The 12,895-nt window shown below is 48.3% G+C and carries 12 protein-coding genes and 3 tRNA genes; 8 read left to right on the forward strand and 7 right to left on the reverse strand.

Features of this window, described 5'->3' with window-relative positions; translation table 11 throughout:
- Window positions 1-92: 92 nt before the first annotated feature.
- The 3 genes from T500_RS0106000 to T500_RS0106010 are packed head-to-tail and all read right to left on the reverse strand — an operon-like array spanning window position 93 to window position 2,141.
- Complete coding sequence (locus T500_RS0106000; RefSeq protein WP_028907360.1) at window positions 93-764, reverse strand: RluA family pseudouridine synthase; 672 nt, start codon at window positions 762-764, stop codon at window positions 93-95.
- 13 nt (window positions 765-777) lie between these two features.
- Window positions 778-1,515 (reverse strand): 3-oxoacyl-[acyl-carrier-protein] reductase, encoded by a 738-nt coding sequence (gene fabG / locus T500_RS0106005; protein WP_013064524.1) that lies wholly within the window; start codon window positions 1,513-1,515, stop codon window positions 778-780.
- Between the two features lie 32 nt (window positions 1,516-1,547).
- The gene (locus T500_RS0106010; protein WP_013065131.1) at window positions 1,548-2,141 is read right to left on the reverse strand and encodes a TetR/AcrR family transcriptional regulator; all 594 of its coding nucleotides are present in this window, start codon (window positions 2,139-2,141) and stop codon (window positions 1,548-1,550) included.
- Between the two features lie 213 nt (window positions 2,142-2,354).
- On the opposite strand from T500_RS0106010, the gene T500_RS0106015 reads away from it, so the two are divergent.
- Window positions 2,355-2,427 (forward strand) — tRNA-Met (locus T500_RS0106015).
- Between the two features lie 138 nt (window positions 2,428-2,565).
- Here T500_RS0106015 and T500_RS0106020 read toward each other — a convergent pair.
- Together T500_RS0106020 and T500_RS0106025 are read right to left on the reverse strand one after the other, a co-directional pair.
- Window positions 2,566-3,012, reverse strand: coding sequence for a lytic transglycosylase domain-containing protein (locus T500_RS0106020; protein WP_410543878.1), 447 nt, complete (start codon window positions 3,010-3,012; stop codon window positions 2,566-2,568).
- A 227-nt stretch (window positions 3,013-3,239) separates the two neighbouring features.
- A complete protein-coding gene (locus tag T500_RS0106025; protein ID WP_028907362.1) occupies window positions 3,240-5,813 on the reverse strand; it encodes an endonuclease MutS2 in 2,574 nt (857 codons plus the stop codon).
- Between the two features lie 206 nt (window positions 5,814-6,019).
- On the opposite strand from T500_RS0106025, the gene T500_RS0106030 reads away from it, so the two are divergent.
- The 3 genes from T500_RS0106030 (at window position 6,020) to T500_RS0106040 (ending at window position 8,722) form a co-directional block, all read left to right on the forward strand.
- Window positions 6,020-6,104: transfer RNA gene (locus tag T500_RS0106030), tRNA-Ser, on the forward strand.
- Window positions 6,105-6,194: 90 nt separating this feature from the next.
- Window positions 6,195-6,587, forward strand: coding sequence for a fluoride efflux transporter CrcB (gene crcB / locus T500_RS0106035; protein WP_028907363.1), 393 nt, complete (start codon window positions 6,195-6,197; stop codon window positions 6,585-6,587).
- A gap of 89 nt (window positions 6,588-6,676) precedes the next feature.
- Window positions 6,677-8,722, forward strand: coding sequence for a sensor histidine kinase (locus T500_RS0106040; protein ID WP_028907364.1), 2,046 nt, complete (start codon window positions 6,677-6,679; stop codon window positions 8,720-8,722).
- A 15-nt stretch (window positions 8,723-8,737) separates the two neighbouring features.
- On the opposite strand, the gene T500_RS0106045 is transcribed toward T500_RS0106040, so the two are convergent.
- Window positions 8,738-9,301, reverse strand: a complete 564-nt coding sequence (locus T500_RS0106045; protein ID WP_028907365.1) for a hypothetical protein — start codon at window positions 9,299-9,301, stop codon at window positions 8,738-8,740.
- A gap of 141 nt (window positions 9,302-9,442) precedes the next feature.
- On the opposite strand from T500_RS0106045, the gene T500_RS0106050 reads away from it, so the two are divergent.
- The 4 genes from T500_RS0106050 to T500_RS0106075 all read left to right on the forward strand — a co-directional run bounded on the left by T500_RS0106050 (window position 9,443) and on the right by T500_RS0106075 (window position 12,712).
- Window positions 9,443-9,514, forward strand: a tRNA-Arg gene (locus T500_RS0106050).
- A gap of 317 nt (window positions 9,515-9,831) precedes the next feature.
- A complete protein-coding gene (locus tag T500_RS0106060) occupies window positions 9,832-10,875 on the forward strand; it encodes a hypothetical protein (RefSeq protein WP_196243479.1) in 1,044 nt (347 codons plus the stop codon).
- Window positions 10,876-10,963: 88 nt separating this feature from the next.
- Entirely contained in the window at window positions 10,964-12,250 is a 1,287-nt protein-coding gene (locus tag T500_RS0106065; RefSeq protein ID WP_028907367.1) for a M18 family aminopeptidase, read from the forward strand.
- 252 nt (window positions 12,251-12,502) lie between these two features.
- A complete protein-coding gene (locus tag T500_RS0106075; RefSeq protein WP_028907368.1) occupies window positions 12,503-12,712 on the forward strand; it encodes a hypothetical protein in 210 nt (69 codons plus the stop codon).
- Window positions 12,713-12,789: 77 nt separating this feature from the next.
- Here the strand turns inward: T500_RS0106075 and T500_RS16880 are convergent, their stop codons facing one another.
- Window positions 12,790-12,891 (reverse strand): smalltalk protein, encoded by a 102-nt coding sequence (locus tag T500_RS16880; protein WP_155267454.1) that lies wholly within the window; start codon window positions 12,889-12,891, stop codon window positions 12,790-12,792.
- Between the last annotated feature and the right edge of the window lie 4 nt (window positions 12,892-12,895).

Genomic DNA, 12,895 nt, shown 5'->3' on the forward strand with positions numbered 1-12,895 from the left:
GCGGCAAATAAAGTAGCGCGGTTAAAATCACAATAAGCAGTATGGGTGTCAAAACCGCTACTCCCAACCACTTCAGGACTTTCTTCATTTGTTTATCTGGTTGATGCAGCCTGCCACAACGGGTCGTTGGGCAACGGTGCCTCTACGATAATGGTTTCTTTCGAAACAGGATGTACGAACTCCACCCTTCGCGACATGAGCGAGATACTGCCATCTGGATTGCTGCGAGGCGCACCATATTTCAGATCGCCCTTGATGGGACAGCCCATAGCAGCCAACTGACAGCGTATCTGGTGATGACGACCCGTCATCAGGTTCACCTCAAGCACCGTATAGTTATCCGTCTGTCCTATCACACGATACTTCAACAGGGCTTTCTTGGCATTGGGGCGCTCCTTATCGTAGGCATAGCTCTTGTTCTGTTTCTCGTTACGCACCAGCCAATGTTCCAGTGTTCCCTCGAGGGCCTTAGGACGATTTTTTACTATCGCCCAGTAGGTTTTATGCACCTGCCCCTCGGCAAACATCTTGTTCAATCGGGTAAGCGCTTTCGAGGTACGGGCAAACACCACCAGCCCCGAAACAGGACGATCCAGGCGGTGCACCACACCCAGGAAAACAGCACCTGGCTTGGCGTACTTTTCTTTGATATAGTCTTTCACCAATTCAGAAAGGGGGCGATCGCCAGTCTTATCGCCCTGTACGATCTCCCCACTCTGTTTGTTGACTATGATGATATGGTTGTCTTCGTAAACGACCTCCATAATTATCAATTGATTACATGTTCATACCACCATCAACCTGGATAACCTGACCACTTACATAGCTTGAGAGGTCAGAAGCCAGGAAGGTAGCAACGTTAGCGATATCCTCAACCTGACCACCACGACGCAGAGGAATCTTGTTGATCCACTCCTTACGGATATCGTCGGGCAGAGCCTGAGTCATTGCTGTATCGATGAAACCAGGAGCGATGGCGTTAGCACGGATACCCTTAGGACCCATCTCCTGACCGATACTCTTAGCCAGAGCAATCAAACCAGCCTTTGAAGCAGCATAGTTAGCCTGGCCAGCGTTACCATGAACACCTACTACCGAAGCCATGTTGATGATAGAACCACCACGCTGACGCATCATAACGGGTACACAAGCGTGAATGAAATTGAAGGCCGACTTCAGGTTTACTGCGATTACAGCATCCCACTGCTGCTCAGTCATACGCAGCATCAGTCCGTCCTTGGTGATACCAGCATTGTTAACCAGAATATCGATTGATCCGAACTCTTCCTTTACAGCCTTAACTACTTCCTCGGTCTGAGCAAAGTCGGCAGCGTTCGAAGCATAGCTCTTAGCCTTTACACCCAGAGCAGCAATTTCCTTTTCGGTCTCCTCGTTCACCTCAAGGTCGGTGAATGCGATGTTACAGCCTTCAGAGGCATACTTCAGTGCGATAGCCTTTCCGATACCGCGTGCAGCACCTGTAATCAGCGCTGTCTTACCTTCTAATAATCCCATAATTGTTTTCTATTATTAATAATGTGTAATGTTTATCTTTTCTGAATCTTTCCCAGCGCGCCATAAACCACCTTGGCCACCTGGGGTTTGGTATCCTCTTCCTTCATACCATGGGCAATACGTCCATATATATAAGGTACTTCGAGGCCCTTGATACAATAGTGTGTAATATCAGCCACCAGGTCCACGTTGTCGATATCAAACTCGCCATCGTCCTTACCCTCGGCATAAACCTTGCGGAACAGCTCAATCTCGGCATCGTCGAAATGGCGACGCACTTTCTCTACCATCCAGATGTTACGGAAGAACTCTGCACGCAGGTTACCGTTACGTACCACCGTTTCGCGAATCATACTGAGATGGGTATAGATCAGCTCGATAATCTTGTCCTGTGGACGGATCTTTCGGGCAGCCACCTCATCGAGTTTATCGCTCAATCGCTCCAACTCGCTCTCGATAACAGCATAGTAGATTTCCTCTTTCGACTTAAAATAGGTATATAGCGTACGACGCCCCTTACCCGATTGCAGGGCAATATCGTTCATCGTCGTATTCTCCAGTCCGTTCTTGGCGAACAGCTGGCGTGCTACATCTACCAGTTTCTGTCTTGTCTTGGATATAGACATGTCTGTTTCCTCCTAAATTTTAAAATTGCACACTATTCTACGATGTGCAAAAGTAAGCCTTTTATTTGAAACTGACAAGAAAAACGAGGAAAAATATTACAAAAACAACAAATTTACAAAAAAATGGCCGAAAAATTTGGTCAATTCAAAAAATAGTCGTACCTTTGCACCCGCAAATCAGGAAACACCCTGAAATGCAGCGAAAATTAACATCGCGGAGTGGAGCAGTTGGTAGCTCGCCAGGCTCATAACCTGGAGGTCGCACGTTCGAATCCTGCCTCCGCAACTAACGAGGAGATGCAAGCTGAAAAGCTTGCATTTTTTGTTTGTATCTCCCACCCCGACTTACTGCAAGATTAAACTGCATACAAAAAAAATGATCCGATCGTCAGGGCTTAGGCCCTCGACAATCGGATTATCAGATTTACTTTTTCATTCTTGCTATAACCTTTCGGTAGTAACTGTTAGTAGTTTTTATACCATAATTCATACCACCATTCCAAGAACGTATAGCCTTCTCGACGCTGTTCTCCGGGTTAAAATAGCTTTGAATCAACAGAAACATCTCCTTCGATTTTTCTACACTATAACGATCGTCTAAAGTGTAGCGCTTCTTACTTTTGCGTTTACTCAGGATGTTATTGCATTCCTTAACGAGTACTGGAGTAATCTGCATCGCGCCTACTGAGTTTCCACTCACGGCTCGGGGATTTCCTTCGCTTTCAACTTTAATGATAGCATCCATCACTGGATTCCAGTCAAAGCCTAACGCTTTTTTGCTCCGAGTAGCAAAATCTTCGGCCGAAACCGATAAAGTTACTAAAAACAGAGCCATTAAGCTCAAACCAGTCTTCTTAATAAAACCAATCATAATTCTCTATACTTTAGGCGGAGGGTTCTCGCGAACAAACCGCGTTATCCTTTAGATAAATTCATTGAAATTGAGAGTACCGACTTCACGTCGGAATTGCGTTCATATCAGCGCTTAGTTACGCTTAACTGGCGCAAAGATACGACGAATAACCCAACCTCCCAAATATTTTCAGGTTTTTTAAGCATTATTGGGAAGTTTCACGATTTAAATCAAGTATTGTATTTTTATTCTAAATCCACCACTGTTATGCCTGCGCCACCAAACTGCACATGCTCATCACGATAGTGCGAAACGTTAGGAATAGTGCCTAAATACTGCCTGATTAGCTGTCGTAAAATTCCTGTTCCAGTACCATGCAGAATGCGCACTCTGCTCACACCTACCAGTATAGCATCGTCTATAAAATAGGTAATAGCGTTAATAGCCTCGTCGCCACGCATACCTCGTACATCTATATCCTGTTTAAAGTTCAGTTTGCGATTATCAATCACATTGCGGGTATCCTTCGATACCACGCCATACGACCCGGCAATATTACTGTTACGTTCCTCGGCCTTGGTCATCTGCTCCTTGGGTTTCTCGGCATGTTCCAGACGCTCCAAGCGCATCTTGGTTTTCATGCCACCAAATACAACCACAGCCTTTCCGCCATCGATACTGTCGATAACACCCACACTGGTAAGGCCTTTGATACGTACGGTATCGCCAACTGCCAATGGCGCCTGGCTAGCGCTAGCATTACTAGAAATACTAGTATCTCTAGTGCTGGCCGCGGCCGATTCGGCCGCTTTACTAGATTTTTCCTGCTTACGCTTTTCTCTGCGCTCCTTACGTTCCTGAATCTGGCGCATCTTCTTGGCAATGGCCTCATCAGTAGCACGGGTATCAACCTGGGCCAACTCTTCCTTAAAGGTATCCAGCTCCTCGCGAATCTTGCGGGTACGCTCCTTCTCGGCCTGAGCCTCACGTATCTCACGGATGGCGTTTTCAATCTTCTTGTTACTCTCGCGCAACAGCTCCTCGGCCTGCTCTCTGGCCTTACGCAGAATAGCCTTGCGCTCTGCTTCAATCTCTTCTACAGCAGCCTCCAGACGCTCGCCGCTGGCCTGCAGTTTCTTCTCGTGCTGGTGAATGGTCTGTCGTTTACCCTCCCAGTAACGCTTATCGCGCACAATATCCTGCAGGTATTTATCACTCTGGATATAATCCTGACCCACGATATCGCTGGCATCCTTAATCACCTCTTCGGGGATACCCGTCTTACGGGCAATCTCGATGGCAAAGCTCGAACCAGGCTGACCAATCGACAGCTGGAACAAGGCCTGCATCTCATGTCGGTCGTACAGCATGGCGCCATTCACCACACCCTCGTGATCGTCGGCAAAATGCTTCAGGTTCTGATAGTGAGTGGTAATCACACCAAAGGTACGCTTCTTCCAGAACTGCTTCAGCATGGCCTCGGCAATAGCACCACCAATGGCGGGCTCGGTACCGCTACCAAACTCATCTATCAGCAACAGCGAGCGCTCGCCAGCCTGTTTCATCATCTGCTTCATGTTCATCAGATGACTCGAGTAGGTACTCAGATCGTTCTCGATGCTCTGCTCATCGCCGATATCAATCATGATACTCTCGAAGATACCTGCGGTAGAGCGATCACCGATAGGAACAGGCAAGCCGCACTGCAACATATATTGCAGCAAGCCAACCGTTTTCAGGCATACCGATTTACCACCAGCATTAGGACCACTGATAAGCAGCAGTCGCTTTGCACGGTTCAGCATAATATCCAGAGGCACCACATGCCCACCCTTCTTCTCCAGCGAGAGCTGCAGCAAGGGATGGATGGCACGAATCCAGTCGATAACAGGTTCGGCCTTTACGGTTGGTTCAAAAGCCTGAGTCAGCTCAGCCCACTTGGCCTTGGCCTGAATCAGGTCGATCATAGCCAACAGCTGATACGAGTCGATTATCTCGCGCACGTGCGGGCGTACCTCATCAGTAAATACCGTCAGAATACGAATCACCTCACGACGCTCCTCAGCCTCCAGCTGTCGCACCTTATTGTTTGCCTCAACCACTTCGGTTGGCTCAATAAACACCGTCTTACCAGTAGCACTCTCATCGTGCACAATACCGTTAATACGGCGCTTTACCTGTGGAGCCACTGGTATCACCAGTCGTCCGTCACGCATAGCGGGGGCTGCATCCTTATCTACCAACCCATCGCGCTGGGCCGCATGTAATATAGTATATAATGTACGCGAGATACTACCCTGCGTTTTCTCTAAGTCGTGACGGATACCAGCCAGCGTCATCGAGGCCGAATCCTTTACCTTACCAAATTTATCCAGAATAGAGTCGATACGACGAATCATAGCGGGGAAGGTAGCCACGCCATCAGTTAAACGGTACAGGGCCGGATACGGATACACCACCTCGCCGTTAGGTTTCTCGTCGCCATCGCGCTGCAAAAAGCGCACAATGTTGGCAATTGTTTCCAACGAGCGACGCAAATCCCACACCTCATCCTCTTCAAGATGGGTATTCTCCAATCGTATGCGCGCAATGCTCTCGCGCACATCAAAGAAGTATTGCATGGGAAAATCATCGTGTTCGGCAGTCAACCTACGGAACTCGCGCACCTGCGTTAACCATTCATTTACTACATCGGCATCAACCGAGAAAGCCATTTCGTCGACTTTCTCCTGCCCCAAGGTGCTCTGGCAACGTGCCTTCAGCAACCTACGAATCTCATCGAATCCGAGCTTACGCTCAAAGTTATTTGGATAAATCACGGGTGCAAAGGTACGAATAAGTGAGTAAAATACCAAATTTATTTGGGTATTTTCGAGCGTGAGTACCTTCGAGCTTACTCAAAAGTACGCATTTTCGGGCGAAAAACCACTAATTTTGCAATTTATTTATAAAAAGTTAGCGAAAAATTTGTTTATTCCAAAAATTCTCCTTACCTTTGCACCCGCTTTCGAGACAGAAGAGCACTGGAGAGATGGTAGAGTGGTCGATTACAGTAGTCTTGAAAACTACCGTGCTGAGAGGCACCGGGGGTTCGAATCCCTCTCTCTCCGCTGAATAATCCGCGTAACTGATTAACAAATTAAGTTACGCGGATTTTCTGTATGTTCAAAGTGCAATGTTGATAGTTAAAGTTTTATAGCATGAAGGAATTACTCTTGGTCTGCATTGGCAGCTTCTTTGGAGGTGGTGCTCGCTATCTGATTAGCAAGGCTGTTCAGTCGTGGGTAGCCACATTCCCGGTCTTCGACCGCCTACCCGTAGCCTTTCCTTGGGGAACGATGGCAGTCAATGTCATTGGCTGTTTTCTGATTGGTCTGCTTTCCGGACTGTCACTCGGAGGACAGATCTCACCAACTACCAAGCTGGTATTAGTTACAGGCTTTTGCGGTGGCTTCACTACGTTCTCTACATTCATGAATGAAAATCTGCTGTTGGGACGCGATGGCGCCATGCTTTCCGCAGTGCTATATACCCTGCTCAGCCTCGCCCTTGGACTCATTGCTGTAATCGCTGGTTATCAGATTGTGAAATGATCAGTGAGTGATCCATGCAGAAAACTCGATTTTCGCTTGCGAGTTTCGTTCCTTTTTTGTACCTTTGCGCCATAAAAAACAACTTAACGATGACAAAACTCTGTATCAGACTGATATTCATTACTTTAGCACTGTCAACTCTTGGTAGTTGCGAGCAAAAGCAACAAAATAATAATTTCGAGTCAGCTGAAGGTTATGGGATAGCCGACTCGATTGTTTCGGCTATTAGCGACGAACGCGACTGGCCCAAATTCCTGGCTACCTGCGACAGTTTCCAGCAGGCAGGCGACATATCGAGAGTAAAAGCTATTTTTTATAAAACTGTAGCCTATAACCTGATGGGCAAATACCGTGCCTCGTTGAGTCTTTACAACCAGTTGGCCGATGTAAGCGTGAACGAACTGGTAACCGAGGCCGATCTCGAATCGTTCATCTACTCAAGTAAGGACTATGTACGTATGTTGTGCGATATGCGCCGCTACGATCGTGCCCTGCGACAGGCCCGTAATGCCGACCGCAAACTCAGGGCTGCAGGCTACAATGAGTTTACCAACCATCAGGATATCGCCCAGATGATTGGCGAGTGTCAGCTCTGTCTGGGACAGAATGCCGATGCGATGCGTAACTTCGACAAGTCGTTGGAAGCCATCAAGAAGCGTCTGAAGACCAACAACGGCGACCTAGACCTGCGCGAATGCCAGAAAACCATGAACGCCATCGCCACCGTTTACATGCGTCGTGGTCACTTTAGCGAGGTTACCCCATGGATTCTGCGCCAGGACACGCTGTACGCCCAAGCCTTAAAGCTTCCCCACCCCGACTCGGTTTATCTGGATGAGATGAAAGCCGAAATAAGCTACACGCGCGCCATGCAGGCACATGCAATGGGACGTATCGAAGATGCCGAGAAGGCGTTTGCCGACTACTCATCTACAGCCACATCCAAACAGCCAAGCAGTCTGATTAACAGCTGCCGATACCTGATGGCCACCCACCGATACGAAGAGGCTGCCAACAATATGACCCAGCTTGATAAGTTTATGTCCGAAGGTGCTTACGAAGAAGCCGACCTTGAGAATATCGGCAGATTTATGATACCCAAATTCCACGTCAACCTGATGGCAGGTCATCGCGACTCAGCACTCCAGGTAGCCACCAAGATTGCTAATCTGTACGATTCGGCCCTGGTACGTCAGAAAATTATCGATGCCGATCTGCTTTCTACCGTTTACGATACCGAGGGTAAAGAGCGCGAGATAGCCGAGCAGCGTGCCAAACTGAGCCATCAGCGCATGCTTTGGGTTATTGGCGTAAGCCTGGTATTCATCATTCTGCTGCACCTGCATCTGGTACAGCGTCGCAAAGCCTACAAGAAGCTGAGCGACACCAACAAACAGCTCATCGAGGCCAACAAGCGTGCCGAGGAATCGGAGCGCATGAAGAGTAAGTTTATCCATCAGATATCACACGAGGTGCGCACACCGCTTAATGTACTTTCGGGCTTTACGCAGGTACTGGCAGCCCCTGATATCGAGATCAGCGCCGACGAACTGCAGTCAATCAGCAAGAAGATTGTAGAAAACAGCGAGCGCATCACCCGTTTGGTTGATAAGATGCTTGACTTGAGTATGGTTAACGCCCATACCTGTGCCGAGTGTAACGATAAGATATGCCCTGCCGACATCGCCTATCAGGCCGCCCAGCTGGCAGGCATTACACAGGCCACCCACCTCGACTTTAATCTTAAGCTGGGTGCACGCACCAGTCAGGTTATCCTCACCACCCATCTCAAATCGGCTGTCAAGGCCTTGGCATTGCTGCTCGACAACGCCCAGAAGTTTACCCAGCCCATCGCCTTTAAGGGCAAGGCGCCCGAAGGCAAGGCCAGCGTGGTACTCAATGTAAACATCGACGGACAGAACGTGATTTTCAGCGTAGAAGATACAGGTATTGGTGTGCCAGCCGATCAGGCCGAGAATATCTTTACCGAGTTTGTGCAGCTCGACGAGTACACCGATGGTACAGGTATCGGTCTTTCGATAGCACGCTCACTGGCACGCAATTTAAAAGGTGATATCAAACTTGATACCACCTATACTGCCGGCGCACGCTTTATCATGCAGCTACCGATTTAATAATCAAATATTGTTTTAATCGTATACCTCTATCTCAATGCGATAAAAATCGCCCTCTTTTGTAATTGGGTACAAGGCAAACTGTGTTTCATAATTGCCGTCGCCCCAAGGGTTGGTAATATACAGGCGCTTATCGTCGGGCTTGGTAATCACGTTAAAGGTCTTACCGTTAAACTGCACCGTTTTCTCCTGAGCAATTCGTGCCAGGAAACGTTCGGCATCGCCCTTGTCTACGTAATAAAGACCTGCTGTTACTGACGAATCGAAACTCATGCAGAAGAAATAAGCATGAGGCGATGAGGTAGTAATCTCGTAGCCCACATCTTTCTTGTCGCCCTTCTTCACGCCGTGACCATAAACTACCTCGGCATAGTGTTTGTCGCCTTCCTGCACATCGTCTCTACAGATAAACTGCAGAGGTGTATTAGGCCTCCTGCCTGTGCCCTCGTAGTTGTACAGCAAGTCGAGCAGATTGGTAAGAGAAATCTCCTGTCCCGTATCATCCGACGATGACGAGAGCGAGAAAACGCCCGCTGCTATAACAGCCAGAACCACGATTGTTGTTATAACCTTTTTCATTTTACCTTTTTTACTTGTTATTTGGTTTTATTGAATTGCGGCACAAAAGTACTAAATTAAACTTAATCCACCAACATTTTTGGTATTTATATGCTTAAATTATTTTTTTTTAGTACCTTTGCACCGCATTTGGCAACACATGCACCCGTAGTTTAAAGGATAGAATAACGGATTCCGGTTCCGTTGGTCACGGTTCGATTCCGTGCGGGTGTACTGGTTTTTCAAACACAACGCTAATTAATGCTATCGCAAACATACCAAGCAGTACCACATATCCAATCAGATGCACGATTACCCCTAAAATCTGTTTCATTTGTATTTTTGTTTATTTGTTTAATTACGCTGCAAAAGTAAAACAACTAATTTATTTACCCAAATAAATTCAGCCAACGGGCTTTTCTAATCAGTAAAATGCCACGCACAAAAATACAACATAAGTTCTAAACTTTCCTAATATTCGCTGCAAAGGCACGTTTTATCGTAGTTTTTTATTTACCTTTGCCCCTGATTTTAATATGTTATGTAATATGATGAAGAAGATTATTTTTGCGTTGCTGGCAGGAATGTTGGTTTGCCAGCCCGCCGATGCACAGTTTTTAAAGAAGATTTTCAAGAAGAAGGCCAAGACCGAGAAAAAGGCAAAGAAGAGTGCCGATGGTATCGATGATGCAGCACAGATTGCTATGGCCGATATAGCCACACTGGCCGATAACTCCAATAATCGCAATGCTTTTATGGGCATCCCCTTGGGCATCAAGGCCAACCTGTTCGAGAAGCAGCTGCTTGAGAAAGGATTCACCGAGCGTGTACTCGAAGGCAAGCACACAGCCAAGTCGTACATCTACGATGGCGAGGTGTACGGCGCCAAGTGTACTGTTACATTGGCCGTAAGCGATGGGACCGACCGCGTATATGCCGTTGATGTAACCGAAGATACCATCTACCCATCTTTAAAAGAGGTAAAGACCCGATTTGCCAAAGTAAAGGCCGAACTGCTTAAGGTTTATGGTCGTGGCTTTGTAGATAATCAGGGCGAGGCCTACACCATCCAGACCCAGTTAGGCACCGTTAGCCTGCATTACGAGCGTGGTTCGCTCACCAGCAGCTATACCTTCGGTTTTGCACTCGACGATGCCAAGGCCTACCAGATGGCCTATAACGAGATGGACGACAAGGAGTACGAAACAGCTCCACGCACCATCGCCAGCGGACTGGCCTCAGCCTGCAACCATACCGATTTGGTAGGCTTGGGCGTGCTGCTGTATCAGAACCGCACCCTGAAAGGCGCGCAATCTGTACTCTCCAGCTACGATTACACCGTAGGCAAGGCCACAGCCAAAGTGCTGCCTGCCTCGTTTAAGATGGATGGCTATCAGGCCACAGCCTCGCTCGCCCGTCGCAAGCAGGCCATCACCGCCGTCACCCTCACCGCTACCGACGATGCCGAAGCCCTTTGCAAGGACCTCAAAACCTATGGTTTCACCAGCAACGATCAGAAAACATGGCGCCAGGGCAAGATGACGGCCATCGTAACCACCAACACCCAGGGCCAAGTAGTGCTTACATTTAAATAATTCACTATATTTTTAAAACTATCACCCCCACCCTCGCAATACCGAAAAGGTAAAGTTTATTAAGTAATACCCACATAAATTTGATATTATGCGCGTAAAAAGATTATTAGATTTCCTGGATGCTTCGCCAGTAAACTTCCTGGCAGCACAAAATATCGCCACCGAACTTGAAAAGGCTGGCTATCGTAAACTCGACCCTCGCGAGCCGATTGGCAACGTGAAGGCAGGCGACAGACTGTATGTAACCAAGAACGATTCGTCGGTCTATGCCTTCCATATCGGCCTTAAGCCTATGGCCGAGGCTGGGTTCCGCATGATTTGCGCCCACTGCGATTCGCCTACCTTCCGCATCAAGCCCAATGCCGAGATGCTGTGCGAAGGTGGCATCGTAAAGCTGAATACCGAGGTGTATGGCGGTCCCATCATGTCAACCTGGTTCGATCGTCCACTCACCATCGCAGGTCGTGTAATCGTGCGTGGCCAGGATGCACTCAACCCTCAGACACTGCTGCTGCACGTAAAACGTCCGCTGCTGCAAATCAGCAACCTCGCCATCCATTTCAACCGTCAGGTAAACGATGGCGTCAAGCTCAGCAAGCAAAAAGATATGCTCCCCATCTTGGGCATCATCAACGATGAACTCGAAAAGGGAAATCTGCTCATGAATATCATCTGCGGCGAACTCAGCATCAAGCCCGAGGAGGTACTCGACTTCGACCTGTATCTGGCCGACGCCACCCCCGCCTGCACGTTTGGTGTACACGATGAGTTCCTGTCGTCGGGTCGCCTCGACGATCTGTCGATGTGCTTTGCCGGACTTGAGGCCATGATTGATACCGATACAGCCGATGCCACCAAGGTGCTGGCCATTTTCGACAACGAGGAGACGGGCTCGCAAACCAAGCAGGGTGCAGGCAGTCCGTTCCTGGCCATGATGCTGCAGCGCATCGCCCTCGCACAGAGCGGTAGTGTCGAAGCCTGGTATCAGGCCATCGAGCGTGCCTTTATGATTTCGGCCGACAATGCCCACGCCTGGCATCCCAACTACAGCGAGAAATACGACCCCACCAACCATCCCGTGCTGGGTGGCGGACCCGTTATCAAGTTTAATGCCGCACAGAAGTATGCCAGCGATGCTGTTTCGGCAGCCGTATTTGCCGAGATCTGTCGCCAGGCCGACGTGCCCTGTCAGCGCTTTGTCAACCACTCCGATGTGGCAGGTGGCAGCACGCTGGGAAACATCCTGGCATCATCCATCCCCCTGCGAGGCGTGGATATGGGTAATGCCATTCTGGCCATGCACAGTTGTCGCGAAACAGGCAGCGTGGCCGATCACCTTTATACGGTTAAGGCCTTTACGCAGTTTTTTAAGTAACCCGATACAATGAAGAAGATAATAGTTGTGGCAGTAGCTGCGATGATGGCCATCATAGTGCCATCATCGTGCAGCCACAAGGCCGACTGTATCCGCCACATCGCCGAAACACGATGATGGTGCGGGATACCAACTTTTGATTAAAACAGTTTGTACCCACGGGTGCGCAATGCTTTAAACACCGAGTTTTAGGTATTGCGCACCTTATTATTTTGCCGTAATTTTGCACGCAGTAATCAAATATAAACAAGAATGGGATTATTAAAGTCGTTTTTTAATCAGTGTGCACGACCTGAAGGATCGCTGGGACGTGCCATGTTGTGTTTCATGAATTATACGCATGCACCACTTACCAACTGGGGCCTGAAGCTTGTGAACGTACAGGATGGATGGACGATGCAGGATTTATACAAACAGAAATCCATCGCAAAAAGCCGACTTATGCTACAATTATGGGCTTAAAAGCATAATCAGAAATTAGCACCCTGCCTCGAATATTTCACGAAGCAGGGTGCTTACTTAATAGGCCAGGTATAGTTTTATGCCCCCATGCAGCTGGTAGCGCCCAGCGCCGTAACAATCGCAGTAGCGATGCTGGCAATCATCTGGATGATGAACTTAACAGTTTCCTTCTTACTCATAACT

Origin of the sequence: Xylanibacter ruminicola Ga6B6 (genome assembly GCF_000687715.1) — a bacterium.
Lineage (GTDB): Bacteria > Bacteroidota > Bacteroidia > Bacteroidales > Bacteroidaceae > Prevotella > Prevotella ruminicola_B.

Coding starts and splice junctions, on each gene's coding strand:
- T500_RS0106000 (WP_028907360.1), bottom strand. CDS start 764: ATGGAGGTCGTTTACGAAGACAACCATATCATCATAGTCAACAAACAG.
- fabG (WP_013064524.1), bottom strand. CDS start 1,515: ATGGGATTATTAGAAGGTAAGACAGCGCTGATTACAGGTGCTGCACGC.
- T500_RS0106010 (WP_013065131.1), bottom strand. CDS start 2,141: ATGTCTATATCCAAGACAAGACAGAAACTGGTAGATGTAGCACGCCAG.
- T500_RS0106020 (WP_410543878.1), bottom strand. CDS start 3,012: ATGATTGGTTTTATTAAGAAGACTGGTTTGAGCTTAATGGCTCTGTTT.
- crcB (WP_028907363.1), top strand. CDS start 6,195: ATGAAGGAATTACTCTTGGTCTGCATTGGCAGCTTCTTTGGAGGTGGT.
- T500_RS0106040 (WP_028907364.1), top strand. CDS start 6,677: ATGACAAAACTCTGTATCAGACTGATATTCATTACTTTAGCACTGTCA.
- T500_RS0106045 (WP_028907365.1), bottom strand. CDS start 9,301: ATGAAAAAGGTTATAACAACAATCGTGGTTCTGGCTGTTATAGCAGCG.
- T500_RS0106060 (WP_196243479.1), top strand. CDS start 9,832: ATGAAGAAGATTATTTTTGCGTTGCTGGCAGGAATGTTGGTTTGCCAG.
- T500_RS0106065 (WP_028907367.1), top strand. CDS start 10,964: ATGCGCGTAAAAAGATTATTAGATTTCCTGGATGCTTCGCCAGTAAAC.
- T500_RS0106075 (WP_028907368.1), top strand. CDS start 12,503: ATGGGATTATTAAAGTCGTTTTTTAATCAGTGTGCACGACCTGAAGGA.
- T500_RS16880 (WP_155267454.1), bottom strand. CDS start 12,891: ATGAGTAAGAAGGAAACTGTTAAGTTCATCATCCAGATGATTGCCAGC.